At 57.5% G+C, this 22,526-nt stretch carries 20 protein-coding genes; 11 read left to right on the top strand and 9 right to left on the bottom strand.

Features of this window, described 5'->3' with window-relative positions; genetic code table 11:
- The 3 genes from NW838_RS08985 to NW838_RS08995 all read right to left on the bottom strand — a co-directional run.
- Positions 1-361: peptidylprolyl isomerase (locus NW838_RS08985; RefSeq protein WP_414427891.1), on the bottom strand; the 361-nt coding region annotated here is incomplete at its 3' end.
- Positions 362-411: 50 nt separating this feature from the next.
- Positions 412-888: a phosphate-starvation-inducible PsiE family protein gene (locus NW838_RS08990; protein WP_414356708.1), complete on the bottom strand. Its 477-nt coding sequence runs from the start codon at positions 886-888 to the stop codon at positions 412-414.
- 49 nt (positions 889-937) lie between these two features.
- On the bottom strand, positions 938-1,123 hold the full coding sequence (locus NW838_RS08995; protein WP_041437321.1) for a DUF2256 domain-containing protein: 186 nt from the start codon (positions 1,121-1,123) through the stop codon (positions 938-940).
- 278 nt (positions 1,124-1,401) lie between these two features.
- On the opposite strand from NW838_RS08995, the gene NW838_RS09000 reads away from it, so the two are divergent.
- A complete protein-coding gene (locus tag NW838_RS09000; RefSeq protein WP_414427892.1) occupies positions 1,402-2,364 on the top strand; it encodes an RNA polymerase sigma factor RpoD/SigA in 963 nt (320 codons plus the stop codon).
- A gap of 121 nt (positions 2,365-2,485) precedes the next feature.
- Here the strand turns inward: NW838_RS09000 and NW838_RS09005 are convergent, their stop codons facing one another.
- Together NW838_RS09005 and NW838_RS09010 are read right to left on the bottom strand one after the other, a co-directional pair.
- A complete protein-coding gene (locus tag NW838_RS09005) occupies positions 2,486-4,120 on the bottom strand; it encodes a CTP synthase (protein ID WP_414427893.1) in 1,635 nt (544 codons plus the stop codon).
- A 60-nt stretch (positions 4,121-4,180) separates the two neighbouring features.
- On the bottom strand, positions 4,181-4,708 hold the full coding sequence (locus NW838_RS09010) for a hypothetical protein (protein ID WP_414343236.1): 528 nt from the start codon (positions 4,706-4,708) through the stop codon (positions 4,181-4,183).
- 230 nt (positions 4,709-4,938) lie between these two features.
- Here NW838_RS09010 and NW838_RS09015 point away from each other — a divergent pair, with 230 nt between their 5' ends.
- The 9 genes from NW838_RS09015 to malQ all read left to right on the top strand — a co-directional run bounded on the left by NW838_RS09015 (position 4,939) and on the right by malQ (position 15,183).
- Positions 4,939-5,934: an aldo/keto reductase gene (locus NW838_RS09015; RefSeq protein WP_414427894.1), complete on the top strand. Its 996-nt coding sequence runs from the start codon at positions 4,939-4,941 to the stop codon at positions 5,932-5,934.
- Between the two features lie 168 nt (positions 5,935-6,102).
- Entirely contained in the window at positions 6,103-8,706 is a 2,604-nt protein-coding gene (locus tag NW838_RS09020; protein WP_414427895.1) for a heavy metal translocating P-type ATPase, read from the top strand.
- A gap of 288 nt (positions 8,707-8,994) precedes the next feature.
- A complete protein-coding gene (locus NW838_RS09025; RefSeq protein WP_414427896.1) occupies positions 8,995-9,876 on the top strand; it encodes a DUF4388 domain-containing protein in 882 nt (293 codons plus the stop codon).
- A gap of 80 nt (positions 9,877-9,956) precedes the next feature.
- The gene (locus NW838_RS09030; RefSeq protein WP_011433098.1) at positions 9,957-10,325 is read left to right on the top strand and encodes a roadblock/LC7 domain-containing protein; all 369 of its coding nucleotides are present in this window, start codon (positions 9,957-9,959) and stop codon (positions 10,323-10,325) included.
- 54 nt (positions 10,326-10,379) lie between these two features.
- Positions 10,380-10,931 carry a protoglobin domain-containing protein gene (locus NW838_RS09035; RefSeq protein WP_414356696.1) on the top strand — a complete coding sequence of 184 codons (552 nt, stop codon included), beginning with the start codon at positions 10,380-10,382 and terminating at the stop codon, positions 10,929-10,931.
- A 232-nt stretch (positions 10,932-11,163) separates the two neighbouring features.
- A complete protein-coding gene (locus NW838_RS09040; RefSeq protein ID WP_414356695.1) occupies positions 11,164-11,709 on the top strand; it encodes a GTP-binding protein in 546 nt (181 codons plus the stop codon).
- Positions 11,710-11,904: 195 nt separating this feature from the next.
- Positions 11,905-12,522, top strand: a complete 618-nt coding sequence (pyrE, locus tag NW838_RS09045) for an orotate phosphoribosyltransferase (RefSeq protein ID WP_414408097.1) — start codon at positions 11,905-11,907, stop codon at positions 12,520-12,522.
- A gap of 40 nt (positions 12,523-12,562) precedes the next feature.
- Complete coding sequence (locus NW838_RS09050; RefSeq protein WP_414427897.1) at positions 12,563-13,435, top strand: polysaccharide deacetylase family protein; 873 nt, start codon at positions 12,563-12,565, stop codon at positions 13,433-13,435.
- A 146-nt stretch (positions 13,436-13,581) separates the two neighbouring features.
- Positions 13,582-15,183, top strand: a complete 1,602-nt coding sequence (gene malQ / locus NW838_RS09055) for a 4-alpha-glucanotransferase (protein WP_414427898.1) — start codon at positions 13,582-13,584, stop codon at positions 15,181-15,183.
- On the opposite strand, the gene NW838_RS09060 is transcribed toward malQ, so the two are convergent.
- The 4 genes from NW838_RS09060 to thrS all read right to left on the bottom strand — a co-directional run bounded on the left by NW838_RS09060 (position 15,180) and on the right by thrS (position 20,799).
- Positions 15,180-16,727, bottom strand: a complete 1,548-nt coding sequence (locus NW838_RS09060) for an ABC transporter ATP-binding protein (RefSeq protein WP_414427899.1) — start codon at positions 16,725-16,727, stop codon at positions 15,180-15,182. The genes malQ and NW838_RS09060 overlap by 4 nt on opposite strands.
- Before the next feature lie 314 nt (positions 16,728-17,041).
- Entirely contained in the window at positions 17,042-17,347 is a 306-nt protein-coding gene (locus tag NW838_RS09065) for an FmdB family zinc ribbon protein (protein ID WP_414341588.1), read from the bottom strand.
- 10 nt (positions 17,348-17,357) lie between these two features.
- A complete protein-coding gene (gene fmdA, locus NW838_RS09070; RefSeq protein ID WP_414356687.1) occupies positions 17,358-18,563 on the bottom strand; it encodes a formamidase in 1,206 nt (401 codons plus the stop codon).
- A 424-nt stretch (positions 18,564-18,987) separates the two neighbouring features.
- Positions 18,988-20,799, bottom strand: coding sequence for a threonine--tRNA ligase (thrS, locus tag NW838_RS09075; RefSeq protein ID WP_414427900.1), 1,812 nt, complete (start codon positions 20,797-20,799; stop codon positions 18,988-18,990).
- A 188-nt stretch (positions 20,800-20,987) separates the two neighbouring features.
- On the opposite strand from thrS, the gene NW838_RS09080 reads away from it, so the two are divergent.
- On the top strand, positions 20,988-22,526 hold a 1,539-nt coding region (locus NW838_RS09080), incomplete at its 3' end, for an HD domain-containing protein (RefSeq protein ID WP_414427901.1).

Here is a 22,526-nt window from a genome sequence, read left to right on the forward strand (position 1 = left end):
GATCCCCACCTTGGATCATGAAGCCCCGAATCACGCGGTGAAAGATGACACCATCGTAGAAGTGGTCGTTGGCCAAAAAGACGAAATTGTTGACGGCGAGGGGAGCTTCTTGCGGGAACAGCTCCAGAACCATTGTGCCGGCGGTGGTCTCCATCGTGGCCGTGTAGGACTTGGCCGGGTCGATCACCATCGGGGGGGGATTGTTGTAGGTTTTCACGGGTTTGCCCAAGTGTTGTGCCAGGAGCAAATCGCGAGAAGAATGCGGGCGGGCCAAAACAGGGAGAGCACTCAACCCCACCCAAAGCACCACCATCAGCACAGCTAACTTCACCAGGCTGGCCAACTTAGATCGCGCACGCACGTTTCTTGCAGGAAAGCTCCATCCCCATCGTACCAGGATTCTGTCCGAGCTTAATCTTCCCCGGACTTGGATGGAGACTTGGCCCGCCGCACCAGCCAATAACTTACCGAGAGGGCCAACGTCGCTGCCCCCAAGCCAATGAGCTCCAACCCCCCCAGCTTCTCGAAATCGAAAATGATGATCTTGCGGGCCACCGCAATCAAAGAGGTGACGATCACCAGCTCCACCTGCACCACCTGCTTTTGCAAGTAGGCGGTAATGTTCTCCAGAATTTCCAGCGCAATCAGAATATTTAAAAAGAGGCCGAAGATCTCGATTAAAGTGGTGGAGAAAAACCCAGTTGGCTCGGTCAACAAATCTGCCACCAAGAACCGGGCCAAGTCCACCACTGCTACTGTGATTAGCCCGATCATCAAAATTGACAGTAGCTTCGAGATCAGGCTTTCCAGGCGGGTGATGGCCCGCAAAAAGGGATCCTCCTCTTCTGTCTCGTGGGGATTGTGCAACAGCCACTTGAGAAACCGCATCGCCAACCCCGACAGATCCAAACCCTTATGTCCTGATCCTGAGACAACATTATCCGTCCCAACCGTCTTGCCGGGAAGCAGGCAGGGATCCCTTGGGGCGATGATTGCGACACCGCTCAGAACAGTATTTCACCTCCGACCAACAGTCGGCCCACTTTTTGCGCCAGGTGAAGGGTCGCTGACAGGTGAGACAAATCTTGCTGGGCAAATCCGATTTCTTCCGTTGGCGTGGCATGGTGCACTGCAAAACAAGGTCAACTCTGTAGTCAGTTTAACAATCCTACCGGATGCTGACCGTTACCATCACGGAAGTGTTTAGTCTGCGCCCCACCTTAGCAAAAGCTGAAGTCTGAACCTAGAGAAATCGAGTAGCCTCTTGAAATCCGGCGAGATCTCTGCCCTGTGTCTGCAGGGATCCCTGAAGGAAGTTGGGTTTGCTGAAAGGTTAGCCGCCTCCATCCTGTACTGAGTAAAGTTCTTAACACCCGCTTGTGAACTTGAGCTTGAGTTTGTATGAAATCTCAACCAAATGGGACGAATGTAGCTGTTCAGAATTGTCCCCCCCCACCGAAACGGGTTGAGGTACGGCTCAGCAAACCCGGCAACCGAGCGACCCAAGCCTCGCTGTCGGAGGACTCGGTGGGCATATTTTTGCGGGAAATGGCTCGCTACCCACTCCTCAGTGCCGAGCAGGAAGTGAAATTGGGACGGCTGATTGCAGAGGGGGGAGCTGCCAGGGAACGGGCGAAACGGGAATTGGTTAGGGCCAACCTGCGCTTGGTGGTCTCGATTGCCAAAAAGTACTTAAATCGCGGTGTGCCGTTTCTGGATTTGATTCAAGAAGGCACCATCGGCCTGATCCGGGCCGCAGAAAAATTTGAGTGCGAACGCGGCTACAAGTTTTCCACCTACGCCTACTGGTGGATTCGCCAAGGGATCACCCGCGCCGTTGCCAATCAGGGGCGCCTGGTGCGGATCCCGGTGCACATGGTAGAAAAGCTCAACCAGGTGAAGCGGATCCGGCGAGATCTGACCGAAGCCCTAAACCGTCGCCCCACCCAAGCAGAGATTGCCAAAGCTCTGGAGATTTCCCCCGACAAGCTGGACGCTCTCTTAACCCTCTTGGAAGCCGGTCGCCAAACTCTTTCGCTGCATACTCCGGTCGGCAAAGAGGAAGATACGGAGCTGATGCAGCTTATCGAGGCCGCCAACGGCCCCACTCCCGAATCGCAAATGGACTTGCACCTGCTGTCTGCCCAACTGGAAGAAATGCTGGAGCAGCTCAGCCCCCGAGAGCAAGAAATCCTCAAGCTCCGCTATGGGCTGAAAGATGGCCACCTGCACACTCTCTCCGAAATTGGTCAGCTCTTCGGCCTGTCTCGAGAGCGCGTCCGACAAATTCAAGCACGAGCCATGCGCAAACTGCGCCATCCACGCCGACAGGAAATTTTGGCAGATTGGATGACCTCGTTTTAGGCAGTAGGCCACGGCTGCTCCACAGGCGAAACCCAGGATTCCGCAGCAGTTTATGTTCAGCAAAGCTCTGCAGAACCAGGACCAGAGGCGTGCCCCCACTTTTGGACAAGGGATCTGTCAACTAGCCCATCTTCTGCAACTGCAGGGGGTGAGGCTGAGGGCGGCTGCGCAGGGCAGCTTCGATCAACCCCAAAAAGAGGGGGTGGGGGCGGTTGGGGCGGGAGCGAAACTCCGGATGGAACTGGGTGGCGATGAAAAAGGGGTGGCTGGGCAGCTCGATAATCTCCACCAAGCGGTTATCCGGCGAGACTCCGCTGATGATATAACCAGAGTCCAGAAAAAGGCTGCGGTAGGCATTGTTAAACTCATAGCGATGGCGGTGCCGCTCGTAGATGATGGCCTCACCGTAGAGCTTGGCCGCTAGGGTATTGGGCATGATGCGACAGGGATAGAGGCCCAGCCGCAGGGTTCCTCCCAGATCTTCCACATCTTTCTGCTCCGGCAAGAGGCTGATCACCGGGTGGGGGGTATCGGGGTCAAACTCGTAGCTGTTGGCCCGCTCCAGATGGGCAATGTGACATCCCCAGTCGATCACCGCGCATTGCATGCCCAGACACAGGCCCAGAAAGGGAATGCCCCGCTCGCGCACGTAGCGGATGGTGACCACCTTGCCCTCGATGCCGCGATTGCCAAACCCCCCTGGCACCACCACTCCATCCACGCCGGAAAGCAATGCCTCTGGTCCCCGCTCTTCGATCTCCTCAGAAGAGATCCAGCGCAGCGTGACGCCGGCATTGAGGGCCAACCCGGCATGGCGCAGGGCCTCGGCCACCGAAAGATAGGCATCCGTAAGGCGCACGTATTTGCCGACAATGGCAATCTCCACCCGCTCTTGGGGGTGGTGCAGCCGCTTCACCAAGAGCTCCCACTCCCGCAGGTCGGGCTGCTGGGGATCCAGGTTGAGGATCTCCAAAACCCGCTGCGCCAACCCCTCCTGCTCGAGCACCAAAGGCACATCGTAGATACTGGGGGCATCCTGAGCCTGAATCACACATTCCACCGGCACATCGCAAAACTCGGAGATCTTCTCCTTGATCCCGCGGGGCAATGGCTGTTCGCAGCGGCACACCAACACGTCCGGCTGGATACCAATAGAGCGCAGCTCCTTCACCGAGTGCTGGGTGGGCTTGGTTTTCATCTCCCCTGCCGCTTTGATCAGGGGCACCAGGGTGACATGCACATAGGCGACATTGGCGCGGCCCACGTCCTTGCGAAATTGGCGAATGGCCTCCAAAAAGGGCAGAGACTCGATATCCCCCACCGTGCCCCCCACCTCCACCAGCACCACATCGGGGTTGGTCTCGCGGGCCACTCGCCGGATCCGCTCTTTGATCTCTTGGGTAACATGGGGGATCACCTGCACCGTGCTGCCCTGGTAATCGCCGCGCCGCTCTTTGTGGATCACGGCCTGGTAGATGGAGCCGGTGGTGACGTTGTTGAGCTTAGACATGTTGGTGTCGGTGAAGCGCTCGTAGTGGCCCAAGTCCAGGTCGGTCTCGGCGCCATCGTCGGTAACAAACACTTCCCCATGTTGGTAGGGGCTCATGGTGCCGGGATCCACATTGATATAGGGATCCAGCTTCAAAATCGACACCGTGTAGTTGCGGGATTTGAGCAGGCGACCCAAGCTAGCCGCCACAATGCCTTTGCCGATGCTGGAGACCACTCCACCGGTGACGAAGACAAACTTGGTCATACCCCGGATCCCTCGCCCTTTTCTGATTATGCCAAGGATGGCAGGGATCCCAGGCTGCCGTCAGCGGCGGGAGCGGATGGGGCCGTTGTAGAGGATGGTGGTTTGAAAGGTGCGCCTGTCCACCCGCACCTGGGTTTCAATGCTGGGCTGGACAAAGCCGGGCTCTCCCCCCCGGAAGGTGAAGATCCAAGCATCTTCAAACTCTTCAAACGGCGAGTCGATGGCTGCCCCGTGCATGGAAGCTTCGGCGCGATAGCGCTGCAGGCCCCCATTGGCGATCTCGGCAGCTTGGCGGGCCAGGTTTTTGGCGCGGTTGAGATCCCGGAAGTAGCGGCTGATCTCCTCAAAACTCCCCCTGGGCAGCGGTCGCTGGGGAGCAGGGGTTGCCGGCACAGGCCGGGGATCCGGCACAATGGGCAGGGTGGGAATGTCCGGGCTGGGGGGCAAGGGTTCGACGGGGATGGGAGTTCCAGAGGGGAAAAGAGGGGTGATCACCTGCGCTTGGGCAGCCCTTCCAGCCAGAAGGGATCCCCACAGGAGAGCCATACCGACGGAGCTGACAGTAGAGACAAGAAAAGTGGGCTTCATGGAGCCATTCCTCGCAAAAGTTCTGGGTTGAGAGACGCTGCAGCTCTTGAATGGGATCCTATCGATTCAGTTCCTTACAACAGCAGAGTCAAAAGCCTCTCCTCTCCTTCCAACCCCGGTCACAGGCTTGGGTCGTTCACGCAACCTCGGCTGCTGTCAGCAATGTCTGCTAGATTTTTGGAGAGGATCCCTGGCCACAGTGGGAGGATCGGGGTTCAGCAGGAGCAGCCATGGAGTTCGTCACCCTCGCAGATGCAGGGCTAAGGTTGAGCCGGGTGGGCCTGGGCACTTGGGCGATGGGCGGCGGCTGGTGGGGCCCTTCCGACCGCCAGGAATCTTACACCACGATTCGCAAAGCCATTGATTTGGGCATAACCACCTTCGACACCGCTCCCATCTACGGACTGGGTGTTTCGGAGGAAGTGCTGGGGCAAGCGATCAAAGACTCAGGTTGCCGCGATCGGGTGGTTCTCGCCACCAAAGCGGGACTGGAGTGGACAAACAACAAAGTGGTGCGCAACTCCAGCCTGCCTCGCTTGGCCCAAGAACTGGAGGATTCTCTGCGCCGCTTGCAAACAGATGTGATCGATCTCTACCAAATTCATTGGCCGGATCCCTTGGAACCGATCGAAGAAACGGCGGCGTTTCTGGGGCAGTTGCTGCAGCAGGGCAAGATCCGCGCCATTGGGGTCAGCAACTTTTCCCCCGAACAGATGGATCGGTTTCGCCAGGTGGCTCCTCTGCACACCGCCCAGCCCCCCTACAACCTGTTCGAGCGGCAGATTGAAGCAGAGGTCTTGCCCTACTGTCGAGAGCACGGCATTCACACCTTGGTGTACAGCCCCCTCTGCCGAGGTCTGCTGAGCGGACGGATGACGCCACAAACCACCTTCCCTTCAGGGGATATGCGAGCCGGGATCGACCCCAAGTTTGTTGAACCGCGCTACTCCCAGTACCTAAAGGCGGCAGAGGCATTGAGCCAGTTTGCTCAGGATCGCTATGGCAAGACCTTGGCTCAGTTGGCGGTGCGCTGGCTGCTGGATCAACCGGGGGTGAGTGTGGCGCTGTGGGGGGCACGCAAGCCCTATCATCTGGAGGCAATATCCGGCCTTTGGGGCTGGTCGTTGGATGCGGAAGCGATGCAGACCATCGAGGATATTTTGCAAAGGTATGTTCCCGAGTCCATTCCCCCCAGCTTTATGTCCCCGCCTGCCCGCGCTGCCTAGTTGTTGCTTTCCGTTCCCTTGCCGTTTGCGTTAGCGGTGGGGAGCACTTTGTCGCCGGGATCCCAGTCCTACGATTGAGTTTGGCAAAAAATGGGATGTAGAGCCCTGTCCTACCGCTACATAACTGGCCAGTAGGGCGAGGGGGCTGTTAACCACGGGAGAACAAAGATGGCCATCCCAGATGCATTCGCGTCAGCGGTGCGGAGCACTCTGACCCATAAGGCCCATAAGGCAGACAGGCCAAGGGATCCGGCTGACCAGAATGGGCCCACAGCGCCTTCTCAGGCGGGATCCCTGATTCTCCAGGTGGGGGGCATGAGTTGTGCCGGCTGCGTTCGCACCGTTGAGCAGGCCCTGCTGAGACAGCCGGGGGTGGTCAAGGCCAGCGTTAACCTGGTTACCGAGTCGGCCCTTGTGGAGTTTGCCCCTGGGATCCGGCCCGACCCGCAGCACCTGGCCCAGATTTTGACAGAGGCAGGGTTTCCCAGCCGCTACAGTTCAGAGGGTGAGGCCCTCTCCGGCGGGAGTTCCGTTCGCGTCAGCGGTGCGGAGCACTCTCAAGATCCCTCTTCCCCTCCCGGTGGGTGGGAAGAAGCCTTGGATGTGCCTGCGGATCCCCTCTCTCGGCAGCGACAGCAGACCCGACACCACATTCGCCAAGCGCTCACCGCCGCTTTTTTGCTGCTGATTTCTGCCGCCGGACACTTGGATCTCTTCGCCCGTCTGGGCTTGCCCCTCCTTAATGATGTCTGGCTGCACTGGGGCTTGGCGACCTTGACTTTTGTCGGCCCGGCTCGCGGCATTGTCCTGGATGGTTGGAGAGGGGCACGGCGGCTGGCCCCCAACATGAACACCTTGGTTACCTTGGGATCCGGATCGGCCTACCTGGCCAGTCTGGCGGGGTTGTTGGCCCCTCAGGTGGGCTGGGAGTGCTTTTTCGACGAGCCCGTCATGATGCTCAGCTTCATCCTGTTGGGACGGGCCTTGGAACAGCACAGCCGCCTGCGGGCGGCCAGCAGCCTGCAATCGCTGGTGAGCTTGTGTCCCAGTTTGGCTCGGCGGGTTCAGCCTGCAGAGAAGGCGGGATCTCTGGCTTCCAGCCCAGAGGGGAACCTGGATCTGGGATCCCAAACCGGAGAATGGTGCCCTGTCGAACAGGTGCGAGTGGGGGATTGGCTCCAAGTGCGGGCCGGCGAACAGATCCCGGTGGATGGAGAAGTCATTGCCGGCCAGGCCACGGTCAACGAGGGGATGCTGACAGGGGAACCCTTGCCGGTGCTGAAACAAGCAGGGGATCCCGTGGTGGCGGGGACGCTGAACCAATCGGGGTTGTTGCTGTGCCGAGCGACGCGCACCGGGAAAGACACCACCTTGGCCCAGATCATCCGCCTGGTGGAAGAGGCCCAAGCTCGCAAGGCCCCCATCCAACGGATAGCCGACCAGGTGGCGGGCTACTTTACCTATGGGGTGGTGACCCTGGCCATTCTCACCTTTGGGTTCTGGTACTGGATTGGGATCCCGCTTTGGGGGAGCGGCGGTGCGGAGCACTTTGTCCTGGAGGGGTTCAGCCTGCACGCCCATCTGCATCTGAGCGACCATCCCCCTCACCCCACACCCCTGCTCAGCAGCCTCAAGATGGCCATTGCCGTTTTGGTGGTGGCCTGCCCCTGTGCTTTGGGATTGGCTACGCCGATGGCCATCCTGGTGGGTACCGGGCTGGGAGCCGAGCGGGGCTTGCTCATCCGAGGGGGAGATGTTCTGGAGAAAGCCCATCGCTTGCAAACGGTGGTCTTCGACAAAACCGGCACCCTCACCCAAGGGGATCCCCACCTGACGGACTGTCTCAGCCTTGACCCCTCCCTGGATCCCAATCGCCTACTCCAACTGGCGGCCACAGTGGAAAGCGGCACTCGCCACCCTCTGGCGCAAGCCATTTTGCAAGCCGCCCGCACCCAGGGTTTGCCGTTGCTCTCCGCCGGCGAGTTTCAAACCCAACCGGGGATAGGAGTCGCCGCCCAAGTGGAAGGGCAGGAAGTGGTGTTGGGATCCCTGGATGGGCTGGCTGCTTTGGGGATCCCAATTTCCCCAGAGGCGCAGGCCCAGGCCGAGGCGCTACTGGCAGCCGGCAAAACGGTGGTGGGCGTGGCTGTAGAGGGATCCCTGGTGGGGCTGCTGGCAGCCCAGGATCCCTTGCGGCCTGATGCGCAGGCAACACTGCGACAACTGCAAAAGATGGGCTTGCAGGTGATGCTGCTTACTGGCGATCGGGCTGAGGTGGCCAAGCAGGTAGCCGAAGCTCTGCAAGTGCCCGGGATCCGCGTTATCGCCGAGGTTCACCCGGCAGACAAAGCTCAAGTCATCCGCGACCTGCAGACCCAAGGCCAGAGAGTTGCCATGGTGGGAGATGGCATTAACGACGCTCCGGCTTTGGCCCAAGCCGATGTGGGCATCGCCCTGCATTCCGCTACCGATGCCGCCCTTGAGACCGCCGATATCATTCTGATGCGCAACCACCTCTGGGATGTGGTGCAAGCCATCCGCCTCAGCCGCGCCACCTTCCGCAAGATCCAGCAGAACCTCCTCTGGGCCTTTGGCTACAACCTGGTGGGGATCCCAGTGGCAGCAGGCGTGCTCCTACCCCCCTTTGGCATTGGGCTTAGCCCGGCAATCGCTGGGGGTCTCATGGCCTTGAGTTCCCTCAGTGTAATCCTCAATTCACTCCTCTTGAGGCGAACTTTTGTACCCCGTAGATCTTCGAGTAGCCGCAGCTAAAAAAGTGTTAAAAATTACGAATGACTAAGTATCGATCGTTAAGTCTTCCGAGGTTTTACCGAGCTTCTGACACAATTTCCGCTGCGTCCAAGCCAAAAATTCGGCAACTTCGTACATTTGACTATACATTTGATTAAAAAGATTAATCCGTTTTAACTTTTGAGGATTTGGTTGTAAGATTAGGCCGAAACCAAGCTGTAAGCGCATCTTCTGGTTTCTTGCTTAGCAAAGCAAAAACCGTGAAAATACTGAGAAAGCGCATCTTGCAGCGGTGAAGGGAGCAAAAGTATGGCGATGCTTGGAGATCTTCAGGAATTTTCCTTATGCGACCTGTTGCATTTAATGGAAAAGGGTAAGAAAGCAGGGCAATTATCCATCTGGGCACCCAATGGCGTTCAGCGGATTTGGTTTTACCAAGGTCGGGTGGTCGCCGCCCTCACCCCTGAAGAAAAGCATCGTTTGGAAAGCCTGCTGACGCGCTTTGGCTTGGTGGACGAGCAGGTGGTCAGCCAGTTGGTCGCTAGGGGCTTGGAGGAGCCTCTGGGGCGTTGCCTGCAGCGGCAAGGGTTGATCTCGCCCGTAGATTTGGCCAAGCTCTTTCGCCATCAACTGCAAACCGGCCTCTACAGCCTCTTCGCCCTCGAATCCGGCCAGTTCAGCTTCCTGCCCAACGTGCCCATGCCCTACCGAGAAATGACTGGCCTCAGCAAAAGCGCCACCGCTGCCGTCCTGGAAGCCCTGCAGCAGCTCAAGCTGGAGCAACGCCCCGAAAAAGACCTGCCCGAACCCGATAGTTGCTTTTGGCGTACCAGCACCGAACTGCCTCTGTTCAAGCTTTCTGCGCTGGAGTGGGGGATCCTGGAGCAGGTGTCGCCTTCTCGCAAGCTGACGGCTTTGGCTCAAGCACTGGGGGCAGACCTGCTGGAGGTGCGCTATGCCTGTGCCCGTCTGGCCAAGCTGGGGTTGATCAGTCCCTGTGAGGGGCCAACGGTTCTGGCTCGGTCTGGTCACTGGGAGCTGTCCAAGTCGATTGCTGAGGAGGTGAATCCCGAGCCGGTGAGGGAGAGGCTGGGGGCAAGGGTGCCTGGTCTCCAGGATGAGGGCGGCCCCGTCAAGCCTTCTCTGGTCAGTCGATTGGCCACCCTCCTCAAGGGCATGCGCGAAAAATAAAAGCATAGGGATATTTGCAGTCATGTTTTCGGTTTTCGGGTAGAAACATTAGAAATAGTGAATCAGCAGGGAGATGTAGGATGGCTAATCTGTCCTCTTTGCAGGCGATCCTCCAGAGCTATGTTGCCAACACACCGGAAGTCCAGGGAGCAGCAGTGGTCACCCCCGACGGGCTACCTTTAGCTTCCACACTGCCTGTGGGTATGGATGAAGAGAGAACCTCTGCTATGTCGGCTGCCATGCTTTCTTTGGGCGAACGGATTGGGAGAGAGCTAGGGCGCGGAGCCATAGAGAGAGTTTTTGTACAGGGGGAAAAAGGATACGGGGTTTTAACCAGTTGTGGCCCCGATGCCGTCTTGCTGACAATTGCCAGCCATGAAGTCAAGCAAGGCTTGCTCTTTTTGGAAATTAAGCGAGTCGCGGCAAGCATTGCAGAGGCAATGAAGTAAGAAAATCAAATGTGGAGGCTAAGTTTTTGATTCTGTCCTGACGTTGAGGGAAGTATGGCCATTAAACCTTCTGAGCTGCTCCAAGTCCTGATCTCGCGCACGCAATTCACAGATGATGACAAGAAAGTTTTGCAGCAAAGTGCTGACTGGGGCGGCAGTATCGCGGCGGAAATGTCAGACGCCTTTTACGGCTATCTGGATCGCGATGCCGAAATGGCGGCAGTGATAGCCAAGCACAACCGGCAGCGGCTGGGCCAAACTTTTGCTGACTGGTTCAAGGAAATGTTCACGGGCATGGACAATTGGGGCCCCCAGTATGCGGATCGCCGCTGGAAGATTGGCATAGTTCATGTGCGCGTTGGGATCGGCCCTCAACATGTTGTGCCTGCTATGGCCACAGTTGTGCAGGAGGTCAGTCGGCGGTTGGTGAAAGAAGGCAAGCCTGAGCAGTTGCGCACCAGCTTGAGCAAGGTTTGCATGATTGACCTCTCCTTTATTGAGCAAGCTTACCTTGAGGTGGCCTATAACGCCGTGCAACAGGAAACAGGCATGAGCGAGGCTTTATTCAAACGGTTAATTGCCAATGGTGCCAACAGTTTAATTTGAGTTGTTTGAGTTAGAGTGGGCTCTTGCTTACTCTACTTGCTTAATTTCTCTACCTTCTTGGGCTGAGGTGCTTGAGTTTCTGGGATCCCTCTGGAGCAGAGCTGGCGTTGGTATCTTTTTTAGATTATCTTAGAAGCAACCTGGAGATAGCTTTACCTCCCGTGCGGCACATCGGTGCACTCCCCCGAGTTTTATTCAGCTTTGTCGCTAGAGCTTAGTCTGAGGCCAGTTTATGGGAAATATCTTGCGAATTGTTGTAACAGGGCCGGTGGGAGCTGGAAAGTCTACCTTTATTCGCACGATTAGCGAGATTGAGGTAGTAGACACCGATTGCAAAGCAACGGACGAGGTGGCAGAGCTGAAGAAAACCACGACGGTAAGCATGGACTTCGGCCGCTTGAGAATTGGAGAGGAGGAAGAAGAGATGTGGCTGCATCTCTACGGCACTCCCGGCCAGTCTCGCTTTAACTTTATGTGGGATATTTTAATTAAGCGCGCCCACGGCTATGTTCTTCTGGTGCCTGCGCACTTGCCGGGCCAATTTCGCAACGCCCAAGCTATTCAATCTTTTATGAAAGCCAGGACAAGTGCCCCCTGCGTGATTGGGATCACCCACGTCGATCAACCCAATGCCTGGGATCCAGAAGACATTTTGTTAATTTTGGGGAATCAAGATGGCGCGATTCCCCACACCACTTTGAATGCTCAAGAGCCATCTTCTGTTGCCAACACGTTGCTTCTGTTGGTTGAGCAAATGATGCCCCAGGTGGTTGTTTGAACAGATTTTCAGGTATCCGCCGGTCTAGAACTTCAGCAACATTGGCCCTAGCCAAGACAGGCGTATCTTTTGCGTGACAGGGATCCCTCCCGTGAAGCCGAAAAACGGGAGATTGGATTCGGTGGAGATTTGCCGCATAATAAAATGTCCTGAGTGCTCTTTCTGGCCAGCCATTGAACCAAGGGGATCCCTGCTGTGTTGCTTCTTGACTGCTCTCCCCTGACCCTTTCCCCAGAAGAAGCGCGGGAGAAACTGTTGTATCTCCTCGCCCAACTGGCCTATCGAGAAGGCTCCTTTACCCTCACTTCTGGACAGAAGAGCCCCTACTACATCAACTGCAAACCGGTTACCCTTCACCCCCAAGGAGCTTATTGGGTGGGATCCCTGCTGCACCGACTGTTGCCGCCCGAAACCGAGGCAGTGGCCGGAATGACGCTGGGGGCAGATCCCCTGGTGACGGCGGTGAGTTTGGCCTCCCTGAGGGCTGAGCCTGCCAACCTAGCCGCCCTAATCGTGCGCAAAGAGCCCAAGGGGCACGGCACGCAAGCCTGGATCGAGGGGCCGGAGTTGCCGGCGGGCAGTCGGGTGTGGATCCTGGAAGATGTGGTGACCACCGGCAGTTCTGCTTTGAAGGCTGTCGAACGGGTGCGGGCAGCCGGCTACCGGGCGGAAGGGATCCTGGCTTTGGTGGATCGGCTGGAAGGGGCAGAAGATCGCTGCCGCGAAGCAGGGATCGCCTTTCGTCGCCTATTCACCCTTCCAGAAGTGCAGGCTTGCCATCGGGCCTTGACCTCAGGAAAATCAAAGGACTAGCCTGCCCCCTTGGTGAGCATCAAAGCTTTGGAGAGCGGACATGCTGCCCCCTGCCTACTCAGCTCTGCCCAGCCGAAATCTGCCGAGCCTACCGCATCGGGCGCGGGTGGCTGTGTACGTGGTGATGAACATCGAGCACTTCACCTTTGGCAAGCTGGGCACGGCCATTCAACCCCATCTCACCAGCTCCCCTGAGATCGCCAACTATGGCTGGCGGGACTACGGCAATCGGGTGGGCATTTGGCGCTTGTTTGAGCTGTTTGCCGAGCTGGGGATCCCGGTGACTGCCGCCTTGAATGCAGAAATGGTGCAGCTTTACCCCCCCATCATTGAAGGGATCCGCCAATACGGCTGGTCGGTGTTGGCCCACGGCTGGAACAACTCCACCGGCCACAGCGGCCTGGCCCGTGACGTCGAACAGGAGCTCATTGAGCGCAGTTTGTCCCTTTTGGAAAAGGTGTCGGGATCCCGCCCTTGGGGCTGGCTGACGCCGGGGTTTTCCGTTAGCGAGAACACCTTTGACCTGCTCAAGGCTGCCGGGATCCGCTACACCACCGACTGGGTAAACGACGACCAACCCTACTGGCTGCAGACTGCCGCCGGCCCTCTCTTGGGGATCCCCTACACTCTAGAGGCCAACGACATCAGCCTTTGTCTGAGCGCCCGCCTGCCGGCAGAAGCCTTTGCCCAAGCCCTCATCGACCAGTTTGATCAACTGTGGCAAGATGGGGAACGCTCCCCCCGCGTCATGGCCATCGGCCTACATCCTTTCATTGTCGGGCAGCCTCTGCGGATGGGATCCCTGAAAAAAGCCTTGCAGCACATCCAATCTCGCCCTCAGACTTGGCTCACCACCGGTGATGGCCTCTATGACTGGTATGCCCAAGCCTGCCCTGCGCCTGAGATGGCCTGACAGGATCCCAGTTCCGGATCCCTGGCCAGGGCGGAAAAGGGGGTCTTTTGGCTTTGTGCCGATTTTGTCTTGTCTGGAGCTGTTCATCGTGGCTCTGGAAGTGACAGCATAGGCGGTGAAGCCACCTTCAGCAAAAGGGCTTGGCCATGCGCATGGGCAGACTCAGCGGGATCCTCTTGCACCCCACCTCGCTACCGGGGCCATTTGGCATCGGCGATCTGGGGCCATCGGCTTATCGCTTTGTGGACTTTCTGGTGGAGAGCGGCCAGCGCCTCTGGCAGGTGCTGCCTCTGGGACCTACCGGCTGGGGCAACTCCCCCTACATGAGCTTTTCCTCCATAGCCGGCAACCCGCTGCTCATCAGCCCGGAGCTGTTGGTAAAAGCCGGCTGGCTAGAGCCCGACAGTTGGCAGGACCTGCCCCAATGGCCAACGATCCAAGCCGGGTCTGCCGAGCGGGTGGACTACGAAACCGTGATCCCCTTCAAGCTGGGCCTGCTGCACCGCGCCTGGGCAACCTTCAAAGAAAAAGCGTCCGCCGCCGACTGGGAAGCCTTCCAAGCCTATTGTGCTGCCGAAGCCGATTGGTTGCCCGACTATGCCCTGTTCATGGCCCTCAAGGATGTGTACGGCGAGCAAGAGTGGAACCAATGGGATCCGGCCTTGGTGCGACGGGATCCGCCGGCCCTGCAAGAGGCTCGCGACCGCTATGCCGATGCCATTACCGAGCAGATGTTTTGGCAGTATCTGTTTGCCCAGCAGTGGGGATCCCTAAGGGAGTATGCTCATCGGCATCAAGTGCGGCTCATTGGGGATGTGCCCATCTATGTTGCCCCCAACAGTGCCGACGTGTGGGCCAACCGGGAGCTGTTTCACCTGGATGAACAGGGACGGCCTTTACAAGTAGCCGGTGTGCCGCCGGACTATTTCAGCCCCACCGGGCAGCGCTGGGGCAACCCCCTCTACAACTGGGAGGTGCTCAAGGCTCGCGGCTACGACTGGTGGATCCGGCGCATCCAGGCCATCCTCAAGCAGGTGGACTGTGTGCGCATCGACCACTTTCGCGGCTTCGAGAGCTACTGGGCCATTCCAGGCGATGCAGAAACGGCTGTGGAAGGGGAGTGGCAAAAAGGGCCGGGAGCAGATTTCTTTCAGGCCCTGGCCGACAAGCTGGGGGAAATCCCGGTGATTGCCGAAGATCTGGGAGACATTACGCCGGAGGTGTTGCAACTGCGGGATCAATTTGGCTTGCCCGGCATGAAGGTGCTGCTGTTTGCTTTTGGTTCCGGGCCGGATAACCCCTATTTGCCCCATGCCTACGAGCGTAACTTTGTCGTTTACACCGGCACCCACGACAACAATACGGTGGTGGGCTGGTTTCATGACCCGGAGCGCTCGGAGTGGGAAAAACAAAACCTGCTGCGCTATTTGGGCTGCCAGGGATCCGGGGGCATCCATTGGGATCTGATCCGCTTGGCCCTTTCTTCCGTAGCCGACCTGGCCATCATTCCCCTGCAGGATGTGATGGGCTTGGGGGCAGAGGCGCGCATGAACTTCCCCGGCACCACCGAGAACAACTGGGCCTGGCGCTACCGCGAGGACATGCTGCGGCAGGACATGATCCAGCGGCTGGCCGAGATGAGCGTGACCTATGGGCGCATCTCTCCTCAAGAGTTGGAGCAACGGCGAGCAGCCCTAGCCCAAGAACGGGCGGCAGGGTCTTCTCAAGCTGCCCCCAGCCTCGTCTAATGCTGGATCCCGCCCATCAGCAGCCCGATCCGCTCTTCGGTGGCCTCTTCAGGCCTGAGTTCTCCTACCAGGCGGCCCTCATGGATCACCAAAATGCGATCCGACAAGCTGATCACCTCATTCAAATCCGCCGATACCAGCAGCACCCCCATGCCCTGATCCCGTGCCTGCAGGATGCGGCGATGAATGGCCTCGATGGCCCCCACATCCACCCCCCGCGTCGGCTGGGCAGCCACCAGCACCTTGGATCCACAGGAAAGCTCCCGTCCCACAACGATCTTCTGGGCATTGCCCCCAGAATAGCGGCGGGCCGTCAGGGAAATGCTGCGGGGGCGAACGTCGAAGCTCTCCACCACCTGGCGGGCATGTTGGTCAATGGCCTCTTCCCGAAAAAATCCCAACCAGCCGGTATACGGCTTTTGATGGTGATCCCCCAGGATCAGGTTGTCGCGGGTGGGGAAATCCAGCACCAAACCTCTCACATTGCGATCTTCGGGGATATGACTCAGACCCCAGCAACGCACCTGTCGGGCCGAAGCAGACAGGGATCCGGCTCCATAGCGAATTTGGCCGCGGTAGCTTCTCAAGCCGGTGATCGCCTCCACCAATTCCGTTTGGCCGTTTCCCTCCACACCGGCAAGGCCCACAATCTCGCCGGCACGTACCTGGAAGCTCGCCCCCGCCACCGCCGGCTTCCGCCCCGGTATATCCACCCACAGATCTCGCACATCCAGCAACACCTCCCCAGGGGTAGCGGCCTTTTTTTCAACGGTCAGACTGACTTCCCGCCCCACCATCAGCCGCGCCAGTTCCTGGGCATCGGTTTGGGCAGTGGGCAACGTCGCCACCACCTTGCCATCCCGAATGACGGTGACGCGGTCGGCCAGTTGCATTACCTCCTTCAGCTTGTGGCTGATGAAAATGACAGCTCCCCCCCGCCGGGCAAAGCGGCGCAAAAACGCAAACAGCTCGCCTGCCTCCTGCGGAGTCAACACTGCCGTCGGCTCATCCAAAATCAAGATGCGGGCCTTGCGGTAGAGCATTTTCAAGATCTCCACCCGCTGCTGTAGGCCTACCGGCAGATCCTCCACTCTGGCGTCGGGATCCAGATGGAAGCCCATCTCGGCAATCAACTGAGCCACCTCAGCCCTGGCCCGACGGAAATCGACCTGAAAAAGATGGCCGGGTTCGGCCCCAAGAACCACGTTTTCCGTAACCGTCAAGGGATCCACCAACATAAAGTGTTGATGCACCATCCCAATTCCCAACCGAATGGCATCGGCGGGACTGTAAATTTTGGCCGGTTGCCCATCCACTTGAATGGATCCCTCGTCCGGGCTGACCAACCCATAGACGATCTTCATCAGGGTAGACTTGCCCGCCCCGTTCTCCCCCATCAGCGCCAGAATCTCTCCCCAACGCACCTCCAGATCGATGTGGTCGTTGGCCAGCACCAGAGGATAACGCTTGGTGATCCCCTGCAAGCGAAGGGCAATATCGCTGCGATGGGATCCCTCTGCCAAGGAAGGATCAGGCCCACTCATGAGGTGCTTCTTGAACGCCTTTTCCAGCATAGGTTGTGAACTGCCATGCCAGAGGAAAGCATTTCTGGGGGTATTGTGAGAGTCTCTCTTTTTCTAAGCACTATGGTCATTTCGATTCAAACTGGGACACTGCACCCACACCTAAAACGTTGGTCACGTCGTTACGTCGTCGCATCGTCGCGTCAGCGTTGCGGTTCCCGTCAGGGTGCCGTAGGCATAGCAATAGCGCTGCGGAGCAATAATGCACGGGGCCAGAAGGCTTTTTTCAATAGCCCAGGCGTCTTACCCTAGCCTGAAACAACTATGTCTAATAACTAATGGTGCAACATCCAAGGTCGCCCACAGGATTGGGAGCGATATTTTGGCGAGTTTGGATCAGAATTTGAGTGCTGTTCACGCTTGATCAGTTTGGGTTCTCTTCCCCCCTTTGAAATAGGCAAAGAGCTGGAAAGCTGAACCATGGGAACTGAAATGAGACGTTTCCCTTCCTGATTGCAAGAAGGACAATAGGCCGGATCTCGATATTGAGATAAGGGCCGCCATACCTCAAACTCCCCACAGGTTTGACACTTAAACTCATACAGCGGCATCTTCCTATTCCACCCCCTTGAACGAGGCATCGGATAACATTCACCTAGGGAGAATATCTATGTCGAAGATTTGCGTAGGAACAGCCACCGTACAGCAAGCATTGGGAATATCGACGATCCCACTCACTCTGCCCTCCACCGGTGCAGAACTGAGCAGCAGATAAGCTTGTTCTCCCGTAAAGCCGAATTTTTTCAGATATTCGATGGCATTTAAGCAGGCGCGTCGATAGGCAATGTGAACATCCATATAATGCTGCTTACCTGTAAGCTCGTCCACAGAAATGCCCTCAAACACAAGGTATTCCGAGTAACGTGGCTCAACAGGGCCGGGCTTAAAAATGGGGTTAACCAATCTGTACTTCTCAACACCACCCTTGATTAGATCGACGTGGAGATCGATGTAGCCCGACATCTCAATAGCGCCACAAAAAGAGATCTCCCCATCCCCTTGCGAGAAGTGAATATCTCCCATCGACAGCTTGGCACCCTCCACGTAAACCGGGAAGTAGATCCGTGTTCCTTTAGACAGGTTTTTAATATCGCAATTACCGCCGTGCTCTCGCGGGGGCACCGTCCGAGCCGCTTCAGCAGCAACCCGCTCATACTCTGACTTGGGCAAAGTTCCCAAAATTGCGTTCTTGGGATTGGGCAAGGCGGCCAGCACAGGCTGATTGCCGGATAGCCCCGCGCCGTAAGTGCGCAAATCGGGAGCCGAAGCGACCAGCTCAGCTTCCCGCTTATTCCAAGCCGCCAGCAACTCGTGAGATGGGGCACAGCCAATGAGGCCGGGGTGAATGATGCCGGCAAAGCGCACATGGGGAATGTGTCTGGAAGTGGTGTAAATGCCTTGAAAATCCCAGATGGCTTTGGCCGCGTTGGGAAAATGATCGGTGAGGAATCCCCCTCCATTTTCTTTGGCAAAAATACCTGTAAACCCCCACTCGTCTCCCGGCAGTGGCCCAATGTCTAACAGATCGACAACCAGGATATCTCCAGGCTGGGCGCCGTTAACCCAAATAGGCCCACTCAAAACATGGACAACGCTTAGGTCAACCTGCTCAATGTCGGAAGGATCATCGTTGTTTTTGATTTGCCCATCCGTCCAGTCTTTACACTCAATTCGGAATACCTCGCCAGGGTTTACAGAAACCACAGCGGGAATATCAGGATGCCAGCGGTTGTGACCCGGTAGATCCTGTTGATCCATTGGCTTAGTCAGGTCAACTTTAAACAGCGTTTTGGGCATGGGATCCTATCCTTGAGTCATCACTCTGCGGTCAGACTTTGAATGCACAAAAGCCTATCTCCAATAGAGAAGCTAATACTGTAGTAAAAGCTACAATTCATAGTGCTGTTATCTACAATCGCAGAGCGGGAGATGAGGAGCTTAGATCGACAGGCTATTTCACTGCAATTCAAAGTAACTATCAATCAATTCACCAAAGTAACGGCCAATCCATTCGGCGACAGATCGATTTAGCCGTCAGCTCCTAAAGCGTTGCAGGATCCTCTCCAGAAAATCCCTAGAGAACATGGTGGGTTGTCGGCCAAATCCTGATTTTTCAATTAGCCCCCTTGGCTTCCCTTGAGAAAGGGAAACTCAAGCTCTTTCTTGAGCTCCAAGTTCTGAAAACCCAGTTGCCGCAAGCCAGGGATCCCGAATGCCCAAGCTAGTCAAGTGCCTGTAGCTGGGCTAGGAAATCTGCCACCGTCAGGGATCCCAGCTCCTGTCCATGGCGCTGGCGCACGCTCACCGTTCCTGCCGCTTGTTCCTGTTCCCCCACGATCAACATAAAAGGGATCCGGGCCTTCTCGGCATTGCGGATTTTTTTGGGCAAACGATCGCTGTCGGCATCGATGTGAACGCGGATCCCATGTTCCCGCAGTTGATCCCGCACTTGGGTGGCATAGCCCAAATACTGATCGGAAATGGGCAAAATACGCACCTGTTCCGGGGCCAGCCAGAAGGGAAAATCCCCAGCGTATTCTTCGATGAGGATCCCAATCAGCCGCTCCAGCGAGCCAAAGGGAGCGCGGTGGATCATCACCGGGCGTTGCCGGGATCCGTCCTCAGCTACGTATTGCAGATCAAAGCGCTGTGGGTTTTGGTAGTCCACCTGAACCGTGCCCAGTTGCCACTCCCGATCCAGCGCGTCGCGGAAAATAAAATCCAGCTTCGGCCCATAGAAGGCTGCCTCTCCGATCCCTTCAAAGTGGGGCATCGACAACTTCTCCACAGCGCGACGGATGGCATTTTCGGCTTTGTCCCAATCTTCGGGGGATCCCAGATATTTGTCCGACTTGGGATCCCGGAAGCTGAGGCGGGCGCGAAAATCCTTGAGCTTGAGCTTATCGAAAACCACCAAAATGAGATCGACAACCTTGAGAAACTCCTCCTCCAATTGATCGGGGCGAACAAACAAATGGGCATCGTCCACCGTGAAGCCACGCACTCGCGTCAGACCTCCCAATTCCCCCGATTGCTCGTAGCGATAAACGGTGCCGAACTCGGCATATCGTAGGGGCAAATCGCGGTAGGATCTCAGCTCGGATTTGTAGATTTGGATGTGAAAAGGACAATTCATCGGCTTCATGACAAAGCCCTGTTCAGCCGCACGCGCCTGCTCATTCTCCGACATCATGGGAAACATATCTTCCCGATACTTTTGCCAGTGGCCGGAGATCTTGAACAAGTCCACACGGGCAATATGAGGGGTAACCACCGGCAGGTAGCCCCGCTTGAGCTGCTCCTGCTTGAGAAAATCCTCCAGCACCGAGCGCAGAATGGTGCCCTTGGGTGTCCAGAGAGGCAGCCCCGGCCCCACCTCATCCGAAAACAAAAATAGGCCCAGTTCTTTGCCCAGCTTGCGGTGATCCCGCCGTTTGGCTTCTTCCAGCCGCCGTTTGTATTCTTTCAGCTCCTCTGGGGTCTCCCAGGCGGTGCCGTAGATGCGTTGGAGCTGCGGCTTGGTTTCATCCCCCCGCCAATAAGCGCCGGCCACACTGAGCAAATCAAAGGCTCTGGGGTTGAGATCTCGGGTGTTTTCCACGTGGGGGCCAGCACAGAGATCCCACCATTCATCCCCCAAGTGATAAATGCTGATGACCTCTCCTTCGGGAATGCTGTCCAAGATCTCCAGCTTATAGGGTTCGCCGAGGGCTTCGATTCTGCGCCTGGCTTCTTCCCGGCTCACCTCCTCGCGGATCACCGGCAAACCTTTTTTGATGATCGCCTGCATCTCTTTTTTGATGCGGTCGAGATCCTCAGGCGTAAAGGGTTCGGGATGGTCAAAATCGTAATAGAAGCCGTAGTCGGTTGTGGGGCCGATGGTCACCTGGGCCTTGGGAAACAGCTTTTGCACCGCCATAGCCAGGACATGGGAAGTGGTGTGGCGGATGCGCTCCAGTTTGGGAGACTCGTGAGTGCGCAGCAGTTTGAGGGTGCTGTTGGCCTTCTGAGGTGATTCGGCTGGCTGAGACATCGGAACCTACTTTGAAACAAACAAATCAAATACTGTGTCCCTATCTTAGGCTGGGGCGAGAGCGGCAGGGATCCCAAGCTGAGTCCATTCCCCTGTTTGCCGAGTCAATCGCAAACCTGACAACTGGGCCCGGAACAAGGGGGGAAAGTACACAGTATCCTAAAGGGGTTGACCCCCACACCCGAGCCATGATCTCTTCGCGCACCGACTTCACGGAATGCCCTGTCGCCTCTGCTCCCCCAGTTTCCGAAACCGGCCCGGCTTCTCGTCCTGAATCTTGGGCTGCCCCCGTTCTGGCCGCCATCGATGTGGGCAGCAACTCTCTCCACATGGTGGTGGTGCGCATCAATCCCCGTATCCCCAGCTTCACCATCATCTCCCGCGAAAAAGCCACCGTGCGGCTGGGGGAATACTGCAACCAGACGGGTGCCCTGACCCCTGCAGCCATGGAGCGGGCCCGAGTGGCCCTGGAACGATTTTGCCGCATTGCCGAGAGCTTTCAGGTGCATTCCATTGTTGCGGTGGCCACCAGTGCTGTGCGCGAGGCCCCCAATGGGCCGGAGTTTTTGAAGCGGATTGAACGGGAGCTGGGCCTGCGGGTGGAGTTGATCTCGGGGCAGGAAGAGGCCCGCCGCATTTATCTGGGAGTGCTCTCGGCGATGGAGTTCCACAACCGGATGCACGCGGTGGTGGATATCGGCGGTGGCTCCACAGAGCTGATCTTGGGCAATGGCCAAGAGCCGGAGTTTCTGCGCAGCATCAAGGTGGGAGCTGTGCGTCTAACCCAGGCTTTTTTGCACCACGATCCGCCCACTTCTGGCGAACTGCAAGCCCTGCGCCAGCACATCCGCGGCATGCTGGAATCCCCCATTGAGCAGATGAAACGGATCGTCGCATCTTCACAACAACAGGGATCCCTGCCTTTGGTGGGCACCTCTGGCACCGTCGAGAGCCTGGCCCAGTGGGATGCCCGCCGTCGTTTGGGCGCTCCCCCCAGTCGCCTGCAGGGGTATGAGTTCAGCTTGGAAGCCTTGCGCGGCTACATCAAAGAGCTGCGATCCCTGACGGTGGCCGAACGGCAAAAACTTCCCGGCCTAGGGGAAAGACGGGGGGAGATCATCCTGGCCGGCGCCCTGATCCTAGAGGAAGTGATGAGCCTGCTGGGGGTAGAGCGGGTTCAATTTTGCGAACGGGCTTTGCGGGAAGGGCTGATCGTGGATTGGATGATCGGCCAAGGCTTGATTGAGGATCGGCTGCGCTACCACAGCTCGGTGCGGCGGCGCAGTGTGCTCAAGCTGGCGGAAAAATATCAGGTGGAGATCCCCTATGCCGAGCGGGTGGCCGAGTTTGCCCTCAGCCTTTTCGATCAAACCCGCGGCATCCTGCATGGCTGGGGATCCCGGGAGCGGGCTCTTCTCTGGGCGGCGGCCATGCTGCACAACTGCGGCCACTTCATCAGCCATGCCGCCCACCACAAGCACTCCTACTACCTGATCCGCCATGGAGAACTCTTGGGCTTCAACGAAGAAGAGGTGGAGGTGATCGCCAACTTGGCCCGCTACCACCGCAAGTCGCCCCCCAAGAAGAAGCACGAGAACTTCCAGCGCCTCAGCGACGAGCGGGATCGCCAAGTGGTGCTGGAACTGAGCCCCCTGTTGCGCATAGCCTGTGCTTTGGATCGCCGCCGCCTGCAGGCCATTCAAGCCCTTCACTGCCGTTTTCAGCTC

Origin of the sequence: Synechococcus sp. R55.2, assembly GCF_047462075.1 — a bacterium.
GTDB lineage: Bacteria > Cyanobacteriota > Cyanobacteriia > Thermostichales > Thermostichaceae > Thermostichus.

Bases quoted from the DNA above. Each gene is read 5' to 3' on its own strand.
- NW838_RS08990 (WP_414356708.1), bottom strand. From the start codon at position 888: ATGCGGTTTCTCAAGTGGCTGTTGCACAATCCCCACGAGACAGAAGAG.
- NW838_RS08995 (WP_041437321.1), bottom strand. From the start codon at position 1,123: ATGCCACGCCAACGGAAGAAATCGGATTTGCCCAGCAAGATTTGTCTC.
- NW838_RS09000 (WP_414427892.1), top strand. From the start codon at position 1,402: ATGAAATCTCAACCAAATGGGACGAATGTAGCTGTTCAGAATTGTCCC.
- NW838_RS09005 (WP_414427893.1), bottom strand. From the start codon at position 4,120: ATGACCAAGTTTGTCTTCGTCACCGGTGGAGTGGTCTCCAGCATCGGC.
- NW838_RS09010 (WP_414343236.1), bottom strand. From the start codon at position 4,708: ATGAAGCCCACTTTTCTTGTCTCTACTGTCAGCTCCGTCGGTATGGCT.
- NW838_RS09015 (WP_414427894.1), top strand. From the start codon at position 4,939: ATGGAGTTCGTCACCCTCGCAGATGCAGGGCTAAGGTTGAGCCGGGTG.
- NW838_RS09020 (WP_414427895.1), top strand. From the start codon at position 6,103: ATGGCCATCCCAGATGCATTCGCGTCAGCGGTGCGGAGCACTCTGACC.
- NW838_RS09025 (WP_414427896.1), top strand. From the start codon at position 8,995: ATGGCGATGCTTGGAGATCTTCAGGAATTTTCCTTATGCGACCTGTTG.
- NW838_RS09030 (WP_011433098.1), top strand. From the start codon at position 9,957: ATGGCTAATCTGTCCTCTTTGCAGGCGATCCTCCAGAGCTATGTTGCC.
- NW838_RS09035 (WP_414356696.1), top strand. From the start codon at position 10,380: ATGGCCATTAAACCTTCTGAGCTGCTCCAAGTCCTGATCTCGCGCACG.
- NW838_RS09040 (WP_414356695.1), top strand. From the start codon at position 11,164: ATGGGAAATATCTTGCGAATTGTTGTAACAGGGCCGGTGGGAGCTGGA.
- NW838_RS09050 (WP_414427897.1), top strand. From the start codon at position 12,563: ATGCTGCCCCCTGCCTACTCAGCTCTGCCCAGCCGAAATCTGCCGAGC.
- malQ (WP_414427898.1), top strand. From the start codon at position 13,582: ATGCGCATGGGCAGACTCAGCGGGATCCTCTTGCACCCCACCTCGCTA.
- NW838_RS09060 (WP_414427899.1), bottom strand. From the start codon at position 16,727: ATGAGTGGGCCTGATCCTTCCTTGGCAGAGGGATCCCATCGCAGCGAT.
- NW838_RS09065 (WP_414341588.1), bottom strand. From the start codon at position 17,347: ATGCCTCGTTCAAGGGGGTGGAATAGGAAGATGCCGCTGTATGAGTTT.
- fmdA (WP_414356687.1), bottom strand. From the start codon at position 18,563: ATGCCCAAAACGCTGTTTAAAGTTGACCTGACTAAGCCAATGGATCAA.
- thrS (WP_414427900.1), bottom strand. From the start codon at position 20,799: ATGTCTCAGCCAGCCGAATCACCTCAGAAGGCCAACAGCACCCTCAAA.